20 protein-coding genes are annotated in these 15,529 nt (G+C 70.7%); 8 read left to right on the top strand and 12 right to left on the bottom strand.

Features of this window, described 5'->3' with window-relative positions; translation table 11 throughout:
* Nucleotides 1-36: 36 nt before the first annotated feature.
* From ACIPK4_RS21740 to ACIPK4_RS21710, 7 genes are all read right to left on the bottom strand, one after another.
* Nucleotides 37-1,503, bottom strand: a complete 1,467-nt coding sequence (locus ACIPK4_RS21740) for an aminotransferase class I/II-fold pyridoxal phosphate-dependent enzyme (RefSeq protein WP_402314978.1) — start codon at nucleotides 1,501-1,503, stop codon at nucleotides 37-39.
* A gap of 90 nt (nucleotides 1,504-1,593) precedes the next feature.
* Nucleotides 1,594-2,166 (bottom strand): M20/M25/M40 family metallo-hydrolase, encoded by a 573-nt coding sequence (locus ACIPK4_RS21735; protein WP_402314976.1) that lies wholly within the window; start codon nucleotides 2,164-2,166, stop codon nucleotides 1,594-1,596.
* Nucleotides 2,138-2,443, bottom strand: a complete 306-nt coding sequence (locus ACIPK4_RS21730) for a hypothetical protein (RefSeq protein ID WP_402314974.1) — start codon at nucleotides 2,441-2,443, stop codon at nucleotides 2,138-2,140. Before ACIPK4_RS21730 ends, ACIPK4_RS21735 begins: the two co-directional genes overlap by 29 nt.
* Nucleotides 2,444-2,615: 172 nt before the next feature.
* Complete coding sequence (locus tag ACIPK4_RS21725; RefSeq protein ID WP_402314972.1) at nucleotides 2,616-3,170, bottom strand: isochorismatase family cysteine hydrolase; 555 nt, start codon at nucleotides 3,168-3,170, stop codon at nucleotides 2,616-2,618.
* A gap of 202 nt (nucleotides 3,171-3,372) precedes the next feature.
* Nucleotides 3,373-3,951 (bottom strand): TetR/AcrR family transcriptional regulator, encoded by a 579-nt coding sequence (locus ACIPK4_RS21720; protein WP_402314970.1) that lies wholly within the window; start codon nucleotides 3,949-3,951, stop codon nucleotides 3,373-3,375.
* A 75-nt stretch (nucleotides 3,952-4,026) separates the two neighbouring features.
* A complete protein-coding gene (locus tag ACIPK4_RS21715) occupies nucleotides 4,027-4,917 on the bottom strand; it encodes an SDR family NAD(P)-dependent oxidoreductase (protein ID WP_402314968.1) in 891 nt (296 codons plus the stop codon).
* 349 nt (nucleotides 4,918-5,266) lie between these two features.
* Nucleotides 5,267-5,746 (bottom strand): MSMEG_6728 family protein, encoded by a 480-nt coding sequence (locus tag ACIPK4_RS21710; protein WP_402314966.1) that lies wholly within the window; start codon nucleotides 5,744-5,746, stop codon nucleotides 5,267-5,269.
* A 220-nt stretch (nucleotides 5,747-5,966) separates the two neighbouring features.
* On the opposite strand from ACIPK4_RS21710, the gene ACIPK4_RS21705 reads away from it, so the two are divergent.
* A complete protein-coding gene (locus ACIPK4_RS21705; RefSeq protein WP_402314964.1) occupies nucleotides 5,967-6,290 on the top strand; it encodes a plasmid stabilization protein in 324 nt (107 codons plus the stop codon).
* Nucleotides 6,291-6,363: 73 nt separating this feature from the next.
* Here the strand turns inward: ACIPK4_RS21705 and ACIPK4_RS21700 are convergent, their stop codons facing one another.
* Nucleotides 6,364-6,807 (bottom strand): DUF2267 domain-containing protein, encoded by a 444-nt coding sequence (locus tag ACIPK4_RS21700; RefSeq protein ID WP_402314962.1) that lies wholly within the window; start codon nucleotides 6,805-6,807, stop codon nucleotides 6,364-6,366.
* Nucleotides 6,808-7,162: 355 nt separating this feature from the next.
* Here ACIPK4_RS21700 and ACIPK4_RS21695 point away from each other — a divergent pair, with 355 nt between their 5' ends.
* A complete protein-coding gene (locus ACIPK4_RS21695; RefSeq protein WP_402314960.1) occupies nucleotides 7,163-7,855 on the top strand; it encodes a hypothetical protein in 693 nt (230 codons plus the stop codon).
* 155 nt (nucleotides 7,856-8,010) lie between these two features.
* On the opposite strand, the gene ACIPK4_RS21690 is transcribed toward ACIPK4_RS21695, so the two are convergent.
* Nucleotides 8,011-8,385: a hypothetical protein gene (locus tag ACIPK4_RS21690; RefSeq protein ID WP_402314958.1), complete on the bottom strand. Its 375-nt coding sequence runs from the start codon at nucleotides 8,383-8,385 to the stop codon at nucleotides 8,011-8,013.
* 196 nt (nucleotides 8,386-8,581) lie between these two features.
* Here ACIPK4_RS21690 and ACIPK4_RS21685 point away from each other — a divergent pair, with 196 nt between their 5' ends.
* Nucleotides 8,582-9,016, top strand: coding sequence for an SDR family NAD(P)-dependent oxidoreductase (locus ACIPK4_RS21685; protein WP_402315204.1), 435 nt, complete (start codon nucleotides 8,582-8,584; stop codon nucleotides 9,014-9,016).
* 478 nt (nucleotides 9,017-9,494) lie between these two features.
* Here the strand turns inward: ACIPK4_RS21685 and ACIPK4_RS21680 are convergent, their stop codons facing one another.
* The 3 genes from ACIPK4_RS21680 to ACIPK4_RS21670 all read right to left on the bottom strand — a co-directional run bounded on the left by ACIPK4_RS21680 (nucleotide 9,495) and on the right by ACIPK4_RS21670 (nucleotide 11,161).
* Nucleotides 9,495-10,187 carry a DUF6766 family protein gene (locus tag ACIPK4_RS21680; RefSeq protein ID WP_402314956.1) on the bottom strand — a complete coding sequence of 231 codons (693 nt, stop codon included), beginning with the start codon at nucleotides 10,185-10,187 and terminating at the stop codon, nucleotides 9,495-9,497.
* An 81-nt stretch (nucleotides 10,188-10,268) separates the two neighbouring features.
* A complete protein-coding gene (locus ACIPK4_RS21675) occupies nucleotides 10,269-10,571 on the bottom strand; it encodes a hypothetical protein (RefSeq protein ID WP_402314954.1) in 303 nt (100 codons plus the stop codon).
* A 113-nt stretch (nucleotides 10,572-10,684) separates the two neighbouring features.
* On the bottom strand, nucleotides 10,685-11,161 hold the full coding sequence (locus ACIPK4_RS21670) for a hemerythrin domain-containing protein (protein ID WP_402314953.1): 477 nt from the start codon (nucleotides 11,159-11,161) through the stop codon (nucleotides 10,685-10,687).
* Nucleotides 11,162-11,408: 247 nt separating this feature from the next.
* On the opposite strand from ACIPK4_RS21670, the gene ACIPK4_RS21665 reads away from it, so the two are divergent.
* The 5 genes from ACIPK4_RS21665 to ACIPK4_RS21645 all read left to right on the top strand — a co-directional run bounded on the left by ACIPK4_RS21665 (nucleotide 11,409) and on the right by ACIPK4_RS21645 (nucleotide 15,456).
* Nucleotides 11,409-12,446, top strand: a complete 1,038-nt coding sequence (locus ACIPK4_RS21665; protein WP_402314951.1) for a YihY/virulence factor BrkB family protein — start codon at nucleotides 11,409-11,411, stop codon at nucleotides 12,444-12,446.
* 26 nt (nucleotides 12,447-12,472) lie between these two features.
* The gene (locus ACIPK4_RS21660) at nucleotides 12,473-13,129 is read left to right on the top strand and encodes a phosphatase PAP2 family protein (protein ID WP_402314949.1); all 657 of its coding nucleotides are present in this window, start codon (nucleotides 12,473-12,475) and stop codon (nucleotides 13,127-13,129) included.
* 94 nt (nucleotides 13,130-13,223) lie between these two features.
* On the top strand, nucleotides 13,224-13,445 hold the full coding sequence (locus ACIPK4_RS21655; RefSeq protein WP_402314947.1) for a hypothetical protein: 222 nt from the start codon (nucleotides 13,224-13,226) through the stop codon (nucleotides 13,443-13,445).
* A 409-nt stretch (nucleotides 13,446-13,854) separates the two neighbouring features.
* Nucleotides 13,855-14,568 (top strand): UdgX family uracil-DNA binding protein, encoded by a 714-nt coding sequence (locus ACIPK4_RS21650; protein WP_402314945.1) that lies wholly within the window; start codon nucleotides 13,855-13,857, stop codon nucleotides 14,566-14,568.
* An 87-nt stretch (nucleotides 14,569-14,655) separates the two neighbouring features.
* Nucleotides 14,656-15,456 carry an SDR family NAD(P)-dependent oxidoreductase gene (locus ACIPK4_RS21645; RefSeq protein WP_402314943.1) on the top strand — a complete coding sequence of 267 codons (801 nt, stop codon included), beginning with the start codon at nucleotides 14,656-14,658 and terminating at the stop codon, nucleotides 15,454-15,456.
* Nucleotides 15,457-15,529: the final 73 nt, after the last annotated feature.

Here is a 15,529-nt window from a genome sequence, read left to right as displayed (position 1 = left end):
GCATCTGCGGCGGAAGTCAAGAGGCGGAGTCAGCCGTCACTCTTCCCGGAGTACCCGGACGCTCATGACGTCGGTGTCGACCGCGTCCGGCACGATCATGCCCGCATCCACGCCGGTCCGCAGGTAGCGCAGCACGTCTTCGGTGAGGCGCTCGCCGGGAAGGACCGCCGGGATACCGGGCGGGTACGGGGTCAGCATCTCCGCGGCGATCCGGCCACTGGCCCTCTGCCAGGACACCTGTTCCGTACGGCCGAAGAAGGCGTCGCGGGGCAGAGTCGTCTGCTCCAACCGCAGCCTCGAAGGCGGGGGGACCTCAACGGGCTGTCCCGTACGGAGCTCCGGAACGTGCTCGGCCAGGTCCGTCAGCGCCCTCAGCAGCACCTCGGTGGTGTCGCCGTCGTCGGCGTGGGTGAGCTGTGCGCTGATGCGGCGGTGGTCGGCGACGTGGAGGTTGATGCGGTGCTTGTCCCGCGGCCAGTCGGCGGCACGGTAGCCGGTCACCTCCCACGCGCTGATGTCGATGATGATCTGGAGGGGGTCCATGTCGGCCGCCCGGCCCGGTCCGCAGAAGTCGTCGCGGCCGTGGACGTGCATCCCGTCGATACGGCCGATGCGGTCGCGGGTCTTCTGTGCGAGGGCGAGCGCCTGGTCGTAGAGGGCCTCGCCGTGTTCCACCATCTGCCGACGCCATCCGTCCAGTGCGGCATAGATGAGCACGGAGGGGCTGGTGGTGCCCAGCAGGTCCTCGCGTCCCTTCAGCACTTCGGGTTTGACCAGATCGCCCTGGAGGTGGAACACCGAACTCTGCTCCAGGCCGGAGCCCATTTTGTGGACGGAGGTGACGCACACGTCGGCTCCGGCGTCCATGGCCCAGGTGGGAAGGTCGGGATGGAACGGCAGGTGGGCGCCCCACGCCTCGTCGACGATCAGGGGCTTGCCCCGGCGGTGGCAGACCTCGGCGATGGCTGCCAGGTCCGAACAGGTTCCGTAGGGGGTGGGCGTGGTGACCAGCGCCCCGCGGGCGTCCGGGTGTTCAGCGAACACCGCCTCGAAGGCCTCGGCGGACGGCGGGTGCGCCAGATGGCGCTCGGCGTCCCACTGCGGCTCGACCCAGACGGGCTGTATGCCCGAAAGGATGAGGCCCGACACCACGGATTTGTGCGCGTCCCGGCCGACCAACAGCTTCTCGTGCGGTCCGGCGACGGACAGCATCGCCGACTTGACCGACAACGAGCTGCCGCAAGTGGAGAAGAAGGCATGCTCCGCGCCCACGGCGTCGGCCATCAACGCCTGTGCTTCCTCGAGAACGCCCTGGGACGACGTACGGTCGTCCAGGCCGCTGGTGGCGAGGACGTCGGACCGGAACACGGCGTCACCCAGGACGGCCCGCACCCTGGGATCGGCGCCCCGTCCCTGTTTGTGTCCCGGCGGCGTGAAGGGCGTCTGACCGCTTTCGTGGTAGGCGGCCAACGCGTCGAGTACGGGTGCCTTTGACTGGTCCATGCGCCGCGCCTGCCCCGTGGTCCGTGACGAAAACGTGGGCGACACGCCACGTGCGGCGCCCCGATGGGCGACGGCCGGGGCCCTCGGTGCCTACCGCTTCGGCGGAGGTCCGGGCGCCGACGCCAGTTGTTCGAGGAACCGGGTCAGCGTGCGGACACCCAGGTCAAGTGCTCGGATCTCCGCCCTCTCCTCGGGCCCGTGCCAGCGGTCCCCGGGGAGTCCCGTCCCGAAGAAGAGCACGGGAGCCGTGCAGGCGCGGGCGAGCTGTGCGGCGGGGGCGGCCCCGCCGTTGCCGATGTACCGGGCCGGAGCGCCGTAGGCATGGCTGACCGCACGTGCGAGAACCGCCAGTGCAGGGTGGCCGGGAGGCGTCCGGTACGGGTCGGAGATGGTCGAGGAGACCTCCAGGGCGTACGTGAAGCCGGGCCGGCGGTGCTCATCCAGCCAGGCGTGCAGCTGCTCGGCGACCCGGTCCGCCCGCTGGTCCGGTACGAGTCTGAACAGCAGGTCCGCGCTCGCCTCGGCCGGGATGAGCCCGAGCGCGGGAGCGTCGGTGCGGCCGGCCGTGAGCCGGGCGACCTCCACGGAGGGACGGGCCCACAGTCGCTCCGGCACCGAGAACCCCGTTTCGCCGTCAGCTGCGTACGTGCCGGTGTCGGCCATCCAGATGGTGGCTGTAGACCAGCAGGACGGGGGCCTCCGGATCGGTGGCCGGCCAGCACCCGTAGACGGCGGGCAGGCCTTCCGTCTCCCAGATCTCAACCCGGGGAACGCCGGTGCGGCGCATGGCGTCCGCCAGCCACCCGGCGGACCGGCGTACGTCCTCACTCCGGTGCGCGTCGGATGAAACCGACTCGATGCCCACCCACCGCGCCAGGTCGGCCACGCCGTCGTCTCCGGTCGCCCCCGACAGTTCCACCGCCGACTCAGGGTCGCTCATGGTCGGCGACTGCCCCGTACGAACTGCCCCAACCGCGTGACCGGTCGGCTTGGGCTTTGCGGCGACGGACCGGCCGGCCGGCTCGTCTCTGCCAGACTCGCGCCACCACGCCACCACGCCACCACGCCCACCGCGCCGCCGCGCCGGACGACGCGGTCACGCTGACCCAACGTCACTTCACACACCGGGCGTCGAACGTGACCTCGTCCACCGCACAGATGTCCGCGGACATGTTGCGGCGCATCATTTCCAAGGCCGCTTCGGCCAGGTCGGCATCGATGTGGGCGACCGCGTCGGCCGCTACGACGACTTCGAAGTGACGGATGTGGGCGTCCAGGGCCGAGTACATCACGCACTGTTCGGTCACCTGGCCACACATGACCAGGCGCTCGGTGCCGAGCTGGCCCAACAGGTAGGCCAGGGGGGTTTCGAAGAAGATCGAGTGGCGCGCCTTGACGACGAAGAGCGAGTTCTCGTCAGGCGCAACCGGTTCCACCAAGTCGCCGTGGCGGCCGTCGAGGGCGGTCTGCAGGATTTCCCCGTGGTGGGAGCGCCAGTCCCCGAAATTGTCGTTCACGTAGATGACGGGCGAGTCGCTGGCTCGCGCGTGCTCCAGCAGCGTCGTGACCCCGGGGAGCGTCTTGCGTACGGACGCGACCAACGGTTCGGCGTCCTCGTGTGCGTACGTGTTGAGCATGTCGATCACGATGAGTGCTGTGCGAGACATCGGAGCCCGCCTATCGTCTCGTGCCGCTGTGCCGCTGTGCCGCTGTGCCGTTGTCGCTGTCGCCCTGGCCGCGCCAGTCGGTGGCGGCCGCGGGCCGGGCCCGCAGGTCCGACCCGTCCGGTGATTCCAGTCTCCGTCATCCGGGGACGGCAGGGCCGGTGGGACATGCCGCGTGGCGCCGATATGCCGTGGAGCGGGTCCCTTACGCGCTCGGTGGTGTCGTGCGCAAGCCTTCGAGCAGGGCGGCGAGGTAGCGGTGCGCGGTGTCGGCCCGGTCGGCGGGGGTACCGCCGTGGACGCTCACGGCGTGGGCGATGCCGCACATGAGGGGGACGAGGTCGGCGGCGGTCAGGTCGGGGCGGACCACTGCGGCATCACGGGCCCGGGCGAGGAGAGCGGCGCCGGCCGACGCGATCGACCGCTTGAGTTCTGTGGTGCGCGGTACGGCGTCCGTGGCCGCGGCCGCGACCGGGGGCAGAGCGGCGTCGGTGACCTGCGCCTCGACGGTGCGCAGGAGGAAGCCCGTCAGGCTGCGCCAGGGGTCGCCATCGGCCAGCGCCTGCCGGCCGTGAGCGGCCAGGTCCTCCAGGCAGGGGGTGGCGACGGTCTCCAGCAACGCCTCGGGCGTGGCGAAGTGCCGGTAGACCGTGCCGACCCCGAGCCCGGCCCGACGTGCGACGTCGTTGAGCTGCAACGGTGTTCCCTCGTCGACCACGTCGCGGGCGACGGAGACGATCCGCTCCCAGTTGCGGACCGCGTCCTTGCGTAGAGGTGTCGTCATGGGGCCATGCTAATCGGATGGTTCATCCGGATGGCCCCGGCTCGCACGGCGTCCGCGGCGCCCCGGGTGCACGGCTCAGGCGGGGGCGAGCGGTGCGTGCCGTTCGCTGAGTCGGCGCACGGCTTCGACAACACGCGGGTCGGCCGCCGCCCGGTGGGGGGAGACCGGCTGCGCCTGGGCGCCGATGAGGAGGCCGGTCCGGCCGGTCAGTGCGCCGTCGGTGGCGGCCACGATGGAGGGCCGGGCGGCCGCGGAAGCCGGACCCGAGGTCGAGCGTTCGAACGTGCGGCGCACCAGCGGCCACAGCAGCCGCAGGGCGGGCGACACGATCTTCGGATCGGTCATGGTGCCGTTCGTCATGTCGGTCGCGGCCCCTCCGGGATCGGCGGCGAAGACCGAGACGCCCGTGCCGTCCAGCCGGGCCGCCAGATCCAACGTGTAGGCCAGGTTGGCGAGCTTGGCGCGACCGTACCAGTGGAAGCCGTAGTAGCCGCCCGGCGGCTCGGCGGCGTCAAACACTCGCTTGGCCACGGCGACCGCGCCTGACGTCACGTTCACGATCCTGCTCGGCGCACCGGCCGTGAGCGTGGGCAGCAGAAGTTCGGTCAGGAGGTAGGGCGAGAGGTGGTTGACGACGAACGACGCCTCCACACCGCCCCGGGTCTGGCGTTCGGCGAACATCGCGCCCACGTTGTTGACCAGCACCGCCAGCGGCTCCCCCGAGGCGGCCTGGTCGGCAGCGATCTCATGGGCGAGCGCACGCACCTGCTCGAGCGAGGCGAGGTCCGCGGACAGGAAGCGGGCGGGGTGCGCCGGGGCCGTGGCGTTGATCCGCTCGATCGCGTTGGCACCCCGTTCAACGTCGCGTCCGATCACAGTGACCGCGAATCCGGCGTCGGCTAGCCCTAGCGCCGTCTCCAAGCCGATCCCCGCCGTTCCGGCGGTGACCACAGCTGCCTTCCTCATGCGCTCCTCCACGGGTCATCAATCGGATAGTTCATCCGTTTACTCGGGAGTGACGCTAGCACATCCGGATTAACTATCCGCTTGCTGGGTTCGGCTCCTCCCCGACCCTCGGGAGGCGCTCCCGCGGCACGCCTGAAACCCGCTTCGGTCCGCCCAGCGCCTCCCGCCGCCCGGAGGACGGACGGCTTTGTGGGTGGTCAGCGCGGCGTTGCGGAGCCCTGGCCGCCCTCATCGAGCTGCTCGACACCGCCGCCGGGAAAAGCAGACGGTTGCCGTCCGGATCACACGTCCAGGGGAACGCCGGGCAACGACCCACGGCCCGGTAGCGAGCTCACCGCCCGCACGTCCGTCACTTCGGGCCGTCCGTGTCCCGGTCGGACCGCGGCCATACGTACGGCAGATCGTCCGGCACGTCGGGGAAGTACTCCCGGTAGAAGGCGGGATCCTTGCGCACCAGCGCGGACTGGTGGCTCCGGTGGAAATCCGGTGTCCCCAGCCACGGCGGCAGGTCCCCGTCCGCGGCCAGCTGCTCCTGCGACCGCGGGCCCCTCCCCGACTGCCCGGCGGTGAAGTCCTGGACCAGGGTGACGGCACAGGTGTCGGCACGCCCCGCAGCGGTCCACGCCGCACAGATCTCCAACCCGTACCGGACGAGGGCCTCCTCGTACCCCGCCCACATCCGCACCGCCGGATGCCTGCGCCATCCGTAGCCCGGCACGATCAGCCCGCGCAGCACCTGCACGGCTTCGACCCGCTGCTTGCCGAGCCTTCGCTGATCCAGCGCAGCCGCCGAGGCGTCGAACGACGGATACGGAAGAAACGTCTGCACCGGGCCTCCCTCCGTGACGAGGAGTCATCGGCATCCGAGTGCCGTGCCCCACTCTCCCCCAGGGCCGCCGTACGAGCCCGTCGAACGCGCCGAGGCACGGCCTCCGACCCACCCCTGCCGCCGCGGCGGGGACGGCCCGATCCGACGCTCGTGAGATGCGGCGGGATCCGGGTACGCGCACCATGACCGTGACATCACCCCGTCGATGAAAGGTTGTGCCATGCCCAGAGGATCCAGCCCCAAGCGCGAGCGTCAGTACGAGCACATCAAGGAGTCGGGTGAGGAGCGCGGCATGTCGGAGGGCCGCGCGAAGGAGATGGCCTCCCGAACGGTGAACAAGGAACGCGCCCGTTCGGGGGAGAGCAAGACGGCGAGCCGCAGCTCCATGCAGGGCAAGTCCTCCTCGCAGCGTGGCGGCGAGAGGTCCGGAGGCGGTTCATCCGAGCGCACGAAGGACGACCTGTACCAGGAGGCGAAGAAGCGCGGTATCGAGGGCCGCTCCACCATGACGAAGCAACAGCTGAAGAGCGCCCTCGGTCACTGACGCAGGAGGAGGCGGCGGCAGCGGCACAGGGCCGGCCGCCGCCCTCCCCCTGGCACTGCCCACTACCCGTGATTCACACGGTGCGCTGGGGACGGGGCAGTTGCGGCAGGCCGAACAGCAGGGCCCATCCTTCGGGCAGGTGGTCCACGAGTCGGGCCGTGATGTGCGGGCCCGCCAGGCGGGACACGGCCGCCAACACCGTGCCCGCCTCCCAGCGTGCGGTCGCGGGGGTGGCACCGGTCCGAGCGGCGAGGTCCTTGACGAAGGCCCAGCCGGTGAGGGGCTGGGCATCGGGGATCTGGGCGGTGAATGCGAGGGCTGCTTCCACGGGAAGGCACCGGGCGAGTTCGCCGCGTTCGTCTCCGCTGATCTGACGCCCCAACGCGGACATGACCCGGTGTACCGCTGCCGCGGCGCGCTCCGTCGTGGGATAGGCGCCGTCATAGCGGACGCGTTCGAGCAGCTGCTGGTAGCTCATGCCGGTGACGTCGGGGGAGATCGTCGTGTCGGTGAGCATGAGGCGCGCCTTTCTTCTCGTATGTGGGCAACGAGCGGTCGGTATCGCCGCCGGCGGGGCCGTCCGCGGGACGCCGGGCGGATCGAAGACGATGACCTGCTCCTCGCCGTGACGCACTCCTCGCCGCGCCGGTCGGCGTCCGTCGGCACCGCCGACTGCTTGGACCACGCACCGGCGTCCCGCCGAGCGCTGGGTGGGTGATCCGGCCCATCGCAGGCGGAGCATGTCAGTCCGCATCGGCTCGCAGAACACCTCCGTGCGGGTTGCGGGGTTTCCGGTCATCGCCGCCAATACGCTGTTTGGCCCTCCCGTTGTAGCATGTCATCGAAACGATGACAAGCAAGGGAGTCGCTGAATGGATGACAGCGGAAGGGCGAACGAGAACACCCCCGTGCAGCCCAACCGCCGCGTGCGGGAGGGCCACACGGGCGGCCCGGCCTCGGCCGGCGCGGCGGCAGACGCCCTGCTGGCCATCCAGGCCGTGATGCACGCGGCGTACGACGCCCCTTCCGGTGATCGGGACGGGGCCCCTGAGCAGGCCCTGGCCGCCCTGCAGCTCCTGCGGGAGATCCGCGAGGCGCTCGCGGCCTGGGAGAGCGGCCTGATCGAAACCGCCAGGGGATCCGGCGCCAGCTGGGCCGAGCTCGCCGGACCGCTGGGCGTGGCCAGCAGACAGGCGGCCGAACGCCGCTACCTCCGGTTGCGACCCGGCGCCGCCGAAACCACCGGCGAACAGCGCGTCCAGGCCGTCCGTGACCGGAGGGCCGCCGACCGCACCGTCGCCGCCTGGGCGGAGCAGAACATCGGCGCGTTGCGCCAGCTCGCCGGGCAGATCATCGGGCTGAGCGACCTCCCCGCCACCAGCGAAGCCCGGATCGAGGATCTGACCGCGGCCCTCGGGCAACAGGGCGCGGCGCGCCTCGTCGAGGCGCTGGCCGCCACCCATGCGGACCTGGAAGGCCACGCGGAACTCGCCGAGCGCGTGGACGGCCTGCGCCGGGAAGCCCGTCGGCTGCGAGACGACAGCGACGAGAAGCGTCGGCCCTGACCACGGAACGCCCTGACGCCGTCCGGACCGTACCCGCCTCCGCCGTCCCCGCCATCTCCTCTACGCGTTCCACGGCTGCTGCAGACGGGCGGGAGGCCGGGCTGCGGGGGCGCCGTAGCCCGGCCCAGGTGTCTTTGCCCGCCCCTCGGTGTCGTTCAGCCCTTGCGGAGTTCGCCGCCGTCCGCGTCGGGGTCGACGCCGGAGTAGGCGGAGGAGTCCTTGCCCCCGCTCGGCCGGCCGGAACGGCCCTTGGGTCCCAGGTCATGGTGGCCCTTGGAGCCCGATTTCGCGTGCTCCTCGCCCCGGCGCGACTGGCTCTCCACGGGGGTGCCCTTGTCGACCGGCTGGGTTCCCGTCCTTCGCTTCCCGCTGGAGCGGGTGGTCTTCGGGGTTTCGAATGACTTGCGCGCGCTGGGGTTCTCCTGGGTGTGCGTCGAGTCGACGTCGGGCGACCAGCCGTGTTGATCGGTCCCCTGGTGTCGGCTCGGGCCTTCGCCGTGCGGTACGTGGGAAGTCGGTTTGGTGGACATGCGCTCGCTCCTTGTGTGCGGCCCCCTGAGCACGAGGCCCCTGCCCATTCCAGCGTCCACGACACCTGAGACGGCCGTAACGGGATCTGCCGTGAAAGGCGTGGTGTGCGTCGGCACGGAGCGGGCCGCGACGTCCGACGTAACACGTTGCGGGCCGCATGAAACCGGCTCGACCGGTCAGAGGCAGTGGGTGAGGATGCATCGTGCCGTCGTCGTCGTGACCGGCGCTTCGAGCGGGGTCGGCCGGGTCACTGCCGTGGAGTGTGCCCGGCGGGGGGCGCACGTGGTGCTGGCTGCCCGCAGCGGCGTGCAGCTGGCGGAGGTGGCCCGGGAATGCCGGGCACGGGGTGGCGAGGCGCTGGCTGTTCCCACGGATGTGAGCGATGAGCGCGCGGTCGAGGCGCTCGCCCGCGCCGCGGTGCGCCGATTCGGCCGGATCGACGTATGGGTCAACGCGGCGGGCGTCGGAATCCTGGGCCGGTTCGACCAGGTGCCGCTGGGACAACTGCGCCGCGTCATCGACGTCAACGTCCTGGGGGCCGTACTCGGGGCCCGTGCCGCCGTACCGGTCATGCGGCGCCAGGGCGGGGGCACCCTTATCGACGTCGCGTCGGTACTCGTGGATATGTGACGGCTCCGTACATGGGCGGCTACGCGCTGTCCAAGGCCGCGCTCACCACCTGTCGACGAGGTGCTGCGCGAGGAGCTGCTGCTGCTCGGCGAACCGCGGATCAAGGTCTGTACCGTGCTGCCGACCGGGGTGGACACCCCGTTCTTCCGGCACGCGGCGAACCACACCGGTCGCTCCCTGCGTTCCCTGCCCCCGATGGCGACCCCCGAACGCATCGCGCGGGCTGTGGTGCGCACCGCCCGCCGCCCCCGGCGGCGGAGGCTGGTCGGACCGTACGCCCGGCTGCTGGCCGTCGCCGGGGCGGCCGCGCCGGTCCTGGTCCGGCGCACGGTGGCACGACGCGCCGCGCGCACCCCGGCGGAGGCGTCCACGGCGCCCCGGGCGCCAACGCCGCTCGCACCGCTCTGCGCACTCGTCCGTCACTTCGGCTGCGCCGTCGTCGCAGCAAGTGAGAGGAGCGGGTCTCGCCCGGCCCGGCTCAGCCTTCGATGCCGGTGCTGGTGTGGGGGGCGCCGACCGGCTTGGACTCAGGGGACCCGCGCTGGCGCAGATAGATGGACAGCACGACCATGGCCGCGACCGCGAGGAGTTCGGACTGCCAGTTCTGCAGCGTCCGGTTCCAGAAGTCGGGGGTGCCGAGGTAGCCGACCCAGCTGACGGGATCTTGGAGCTGGCGCAGCTGCTGGCCGTTGTACGCAGCGGTGCCGGTGATGGACTGGGCCAGCCAGGACAAGATGAACAGAGCGCCCATCACGATCCCGAGGGAGCGGGAGTACAGGTTCTGGCGCCAGTCCTTGGTTCCGGCCCAGCGCGGGGAATCGGTTCGCGCGTGGTCGCCCATGCGCTGCTCCTGATCGCTTTCGGGGCCGGTCTTGTGGACCTCCTTCGATTCCGGGGACCCGCGCTGCACGAGCCAAACGGTGCCGAAGATGTAGAGGAAGAACTGGAGGAACTCCGACTGCCAGTTCTCCGTCACATCGACGGCGAAGTCGGAGGAGGTCAGGTAGTCGGCGAATCCGAGGGGCTGGAGGCCGTCCACGGTGAGCTGCTCGTTGAACTCGGCGTGGCCGGCGACGGCCTGGAAGGCCAGCGTCACCAGAAAGGCTCCACCAAAGGCCAGGGTCAGACTGTTGTCCCGCCAGAAGCCGCCCCGGCGTCGGTCCTCTGTCATCGCTGGAGCACCCCGATGGTGATGAAGTAGGCGAGTCCGCCAAGAATCACGGTCAGCGTGGTGATGAACAGGGCGCGCATGTCAGGCCCCCTTCACCGAGCACTCGTAGGGTTTGTCGCCTTCGGGTGCGCAGCCTGCGGCCACCACTTTCCAGCCGTCGGTGAACTGGGAGAGGAACAGGGTGTCGCCCGTCAAGCGCAGCATCGCCTGCCGGCCGTACGCCTGGGCACCGCGTAGCCCACCGCCCCTGGGCAGTTCCTCGCCCGCGATGGCTCGTGGGCAGTCCTGCTGCCGATCTTGCACGAGCTGTCGGCGGGTCGAAGGAGCCAGCAGTACGCAGGCCAGCGCGTGGTCACCGGTCGCCAGCGCCTCTTCGAAGGCCATTCCGGTCCGGATCGCGGCGTCCTCACGGGCCGCCGGCGCTCCACAACCGCATAGGGCGAAGAGGACCGTGCACAGCGCGAGCAGTGCCGTCCGGCCGCCCTGGCGCGGCCGGGTCACTTCGAGGCGGCGCTGGGTACGGCCAGCGGGTCCCTCGGTGCGCTCGCCTTGGCGGCGTTGAGCTGCTCGCCGAGCTCGACGAGCCGGTTGCGCCCCATCGCCTTGCGGACGTCGGGGAACCAGTCCTGCTCCTCCTCCTCCACGTGGTGCCGGACCTGCTCCATCAGCACGCTCATCTTGGCTTTGAACCGCTCATCGGCCGGATCCATGTCCTTGAGCTCGGAGAGCATCCACACCACCGCGTGATGTTCCTCGATGCTTTCCAGCACGTGGTCCTTGGTGTCGGGTGCGGCCTCACGGGCAGCGGGGTAGAAGTACTGCTCCTCGATCCACGCGTGGACCGTCAGTTCTTCGATCACCTGGTCAGCCAGCTCACGACGCTCGGCGACGTCGTCGTCGGAGGTCTTCTCGAAACGCTTGAACAGCTTCTCGACCGTCTTGTGGTCGTCGCGCAGCAGCACGATCGCGTCCATCACAGTCCCCTGTCAGGTGGGTGTGGAGTCGGCCGTGGCACCGTTGTGCGTTCGAGCACCGGAACTCCCGACGGCCCAACGGGTCAGCGACCCTGGCACCCTCGCACGGCCGTTCTGCCCCCGGACGCCTCCACGCCGTTTGCCGAGGAAACGTTCACCCGCCCGGCTCCGTACCAGCCACCGGCCCTGCGGCAACGGCACCCTCTTCGCGATGCATGGGCCGGGTGTAATGGGAAAGGCGCCGCCCATGAGACCTCCTGCGAATGACCAGCACGACGCTCAGCTGTCGGATCCTGACCGCCCCGGCCGCCCAGGTCCGGACCGGCAGGTGGAGGAGCGGGCACCGGACCAGCCGTCGGACTTGCCCGAGCGGTCCTGGAAGGCGGTGGTGCGCGGGACACTGAAGGAGTTCAAGGACGACGAGCTGGCGGACCGGGCCGCGGCCCTGACCTACTACGGAGTGCTGGCCCTCTTCCCCGCCCTCCTCGTGCTCGTTTCCCTGCTGGGCATCGCGGGCGACTCGGTGTCCGAGCAGGTCGTGGGCAATCTGCAGAAGGTCACTCCGGGCGCCGCGCACGACGTGATCAGCAAAGCGGTCCAGCAGCTGCAGGGCAACGCCGGCGTCGGCTCGCTGCTGGCGGTGGTGGCTCTGGCCGCCGCGCTGTGGTCGGCCTCCGGATACGTCGCCGCGTTCATCCGGGCCGCCAACGCCGTGTACGACGTCCCCGAGGGCCGCCCGGTGTGGAAGGTGCTGCCGCTGCGTCTCGGCCTGACCGTGACGCTCCTGATCCTTGCGGTCGTCAGTGCCCTGCTCGTGGTGTTCACCGGCGGGCTGGCCCGGCAGGCAGGCGCTGCCCTCGGCATCGGGGACACCGCGCTGACGGTGTGGTCGATCGCGAAGTGGCCGGTCCTGGTCCTCCTCGTCACCGTGATGATCGCCCTCCTGTACTGGGCCGCGCCGAACGCCAGGGGCCGCGGCTTCAGGTGGGTCACCCCGGGCAGTTTCCTGGCGCTGGTGATCTGGATGGCCGCCTCGGCCGGCTTCGCCTTCTACGTCGCGAACTTCGGCTCGTACAACAAGACGTACGGCACGCTGGCAGGCGTGATCATTTTCCTGGTGTGGTTGTGGATAACGAACCTCGCTGTCCTCCTGGGCCTGGAGTTCGACGCGGAAATGGTCCGCCAGCGGGCGGTCGCCGGCGGCTATCCCGAGGACGAGGAGCCGTACGTCGAACCCCGCGACACGCGCAAGTGGACGGATGAGGACCGCCGCCGCCTGGAATGAGCAGCGGACTCGGGAGGTGGCGGAGCATGAGGGTGCTCGCAGATGTGCAGGCCGGCGACCACCGGCTGACCCGGCGCATCGCGGCCTGGGACTCCCCGGCGGCACGCCGGCTGCTGTCCGCGGTCGCAGATGCGACCCGGCATACGAAGCTGTGGTGGGCCGCGGCGCTGGCGATGGCGGCCAAGGGCGGCTCGCGGGGCCGCCGGGCCGCCGCGGCCGGAATCCTGGCGATGGCGGTCGCGGAAGTCGTGTCGAACGGCATCGCCAAACAGTTGGTGTCGCGCCGCCGGCCGCCGGTCGAATGGATCCCGCACGGCGGTACCGAGGACCGGCCCGACAGTTCCTCCTTTCCCTCCGGTCACACCGCCGCCGCCGTCGCGTTCACCGCGACCGTCGCGGCCGTCTGGCCGTGGGCCGGTGCCGCAGTCGCCGTACCCACGGTCCTGGTGGCGTTCCAGCGCATCAACAGTGGGGCTCACTACCCCTCCGACGTGGTTGCCGGCGGCGCGATCGGCGCGGCCGTCGCCGCCCTGGTCCGCGCGGCCCCTCGCCTCGTTCTCCGATCCTGGAGACGACCTGCGGGACGGCGCCGGGATGCCGCCCCTGGACCCACCGTGTCCGCTCTCCACCGACCGTACACACGCACCGTTCGCGGCCACGCCGGTCGGGGCCGCGAGCGGTAAGGCGTTCGAAATCCTGGATTCGGGGTAGACCCAGCGTCCGGTCCCGTTGTCGCCACACCCACGCCACGAGCACGCCACGAGGCGGTGACGCTCAATGTCCCAATGCAAGATCCCCGACTATCGCACCGGCCATCGCGGCAGGCACTGGACCCACGCCCTTCGCGCAGCGCAGAGGAAAGGCGCGGTCATCGTCACCGAAGACACGGGCGAGATCGTCGTCTACGCCCCTGAACGCACCGGGCCCGGCCGCTTCCGCCCCTGGGCCACTGCGTCCGGCATCCGCTACGACAGCCACGACGTCCACCCCGAATGGTGATCCGAGCGCGGGGCTGCGCGGCCTGCTCGGTCAGGTGCGCACCCACGCGGGTCGGGGAGCCGAGGAGTGGCTCCGGCGGTCGGGCTCCGTCGAAGGGCGTTTTGCCCCTGTCGGGCCGGGCAGGCGCCGTCCAGCCAGGGGCCCAGGGCGCCGACGCCGCGACCACACGGCTGGAGCATCGCGCTCCACACCCGAACACGGCACAGGTTCGCCGAACGCGCCCGTCCGCCGAGTGCCGACGCCGCGCACCAGCCATCGTGCGCCGCACCCGCAAGGCGGAGGCCAAGGAGATCCACGAGGCGGCCTCGCACGCGTGCCGGAGGTTTCCGAGGCGCGATGGTGGGGAGGCGCCGACTGCCGACCAGCGGTCACGAACGCCGGCGAAGAACCACCCCGAGGAGGTCTACCCATGGGGCCCACCACGGAACGGTCCGCGGCCACGTCACCGACAGCGCAGGAATACGACGCGAGGCCTTATCTACCGCGCAGCGGCGGTATGCAGGCCCTGCGACGTGCGGCCGCCGACTGTCGCGGATGCCCGCTCTTCAAGGACGCCACCCAGACCGTGTTCGGATCCGGCTCGCCCACGGCGCGGCTCCTCCTCATCGGAGAACAGCCCGGCGATCAGGAGGACCGGCAGGGTGAACCTTTCGTGGGGCCGGCCGGCCAGCTCTTGAGGCGCGCGCTGGTGGAGGCGGGTCTCGGCGATGAGGCGATCTACCTCACCAATGCCGTCAAACACTTCAAGTTCACCATGGCCCCGCGGGGCAAGCGCCGTATCCACAAGGCCCCGAGCCTGCGCGAGATGACCGCCTGCCGGCCGTGGCTGGAGGCGGAACTGCGCCTGGTGTCCCCGGAATTGACCATCGTGCTCGGTGGTACGGCGGGCAGGGCGCTCCTGGGGAGCTCCTTCCGGGTCGGCGAGCACCGCGGCATCCTGCAGCCGATGCCCTCGTGGGGCCGGGACGGGAGTGAGGCCCGGCCCGCAGACGGGTCCGGTGAGGGCGGCGGGCTGCTGCTTGCGACCACACACCCCTCCGCCGTACTGCGGGCCGACGACCGCGAGGCCGCCTTCCGCGGGCTCGTCGCCGACCTCTCAGTCGCGGCTTCCGCGCTCGACTGACCAGGACGGCCCCTGCGTGCAATGACCGCCGTCGGCCGGCTGCCCCGTACGACTGCATGGTCTGCCCCTTACGGGTAGGCGCGGAGCATGACCCAGAACCGAGAGCTTGCCGTAGTGACCGGCGCGTCCAGTGGTATCGGGTTCGAGCTCGCCCGGCAGCTCGCCGAGCGGGGCTTCGATCTGATCGTGAACTCCGCCGACGAGGCACGGCTCCTGTCGGCGGCCGAGGAAATCGAACGGCTGACCGGAGCGAGCGTGCAGGCCGTCCGGGCAGACCTGCGCAGCTACGACGAGGCGGAGCGCTTCGTCGGGGCGGTGGCCGCCACCGGACGCCCGGTGGCCGTCGCGGCGCTCAACGCCGGCGTCGGAGAGGGAGGGCCCTTCCTCGACACCGATCTGGAAGACGAGTTCGAGATCGTCGACCTGAACGTGCGCTCCACGGTGCATCTGGCCAAGCGTCTGCTCCGCTCGATGGCCGCGGCGGGCGAGGGACGGATGTTGATCACCTCGTCCATCGCCTCCACCATGCCGGGTTCGTACCAGGCCGTGTACAACGCCTCGAAGTCGTTCCTGCAGTCCTTCTCCCAGGCGCTGCACAACGAGCTCAAGGACACGTCCCTGACAGTGACCGCCTTGATGCCGGGCCCCACCGATACCGACTTCTTCCGACGCGCCGATATGGGTGACACCAGCGTCGGCCAGAGCGACAAGGACGACCCCGCTCAGGTGGCCGAGCAAGGCCTCGACGCTCTCTTCGCGGGCAAGGACAAGGTCGTCGCCGGATCCCTCAAGACCAAGGCACAGGGCCTGGCCAACAAGGTCCTGCTCGACAGCCTCAAGGCAGAGGGACACCGCCGCATGGCCGCGCCCGGATCCGCCGACCGGTAGGTGCCGCTCCCGCACGGCACGCAGGCCGAATGCCGACACCAGGGCTGAAGGCGGGGTACATGGCGATGATCCG

The organism is Streptomyces sp. NPDC086989 (genome assembly GCF_044745505.1).
Classification (GTDB): Bacteria; Actinomycetota; Actinomycetes; order Streptomycetales; family Streptomycetaceae; genus Streptomyces.
The sequence above is the reverse complement of the archived record's forward strand: the minus strand, read 5'-3'. Positions and strand labels throughout refer to the sequence as shown.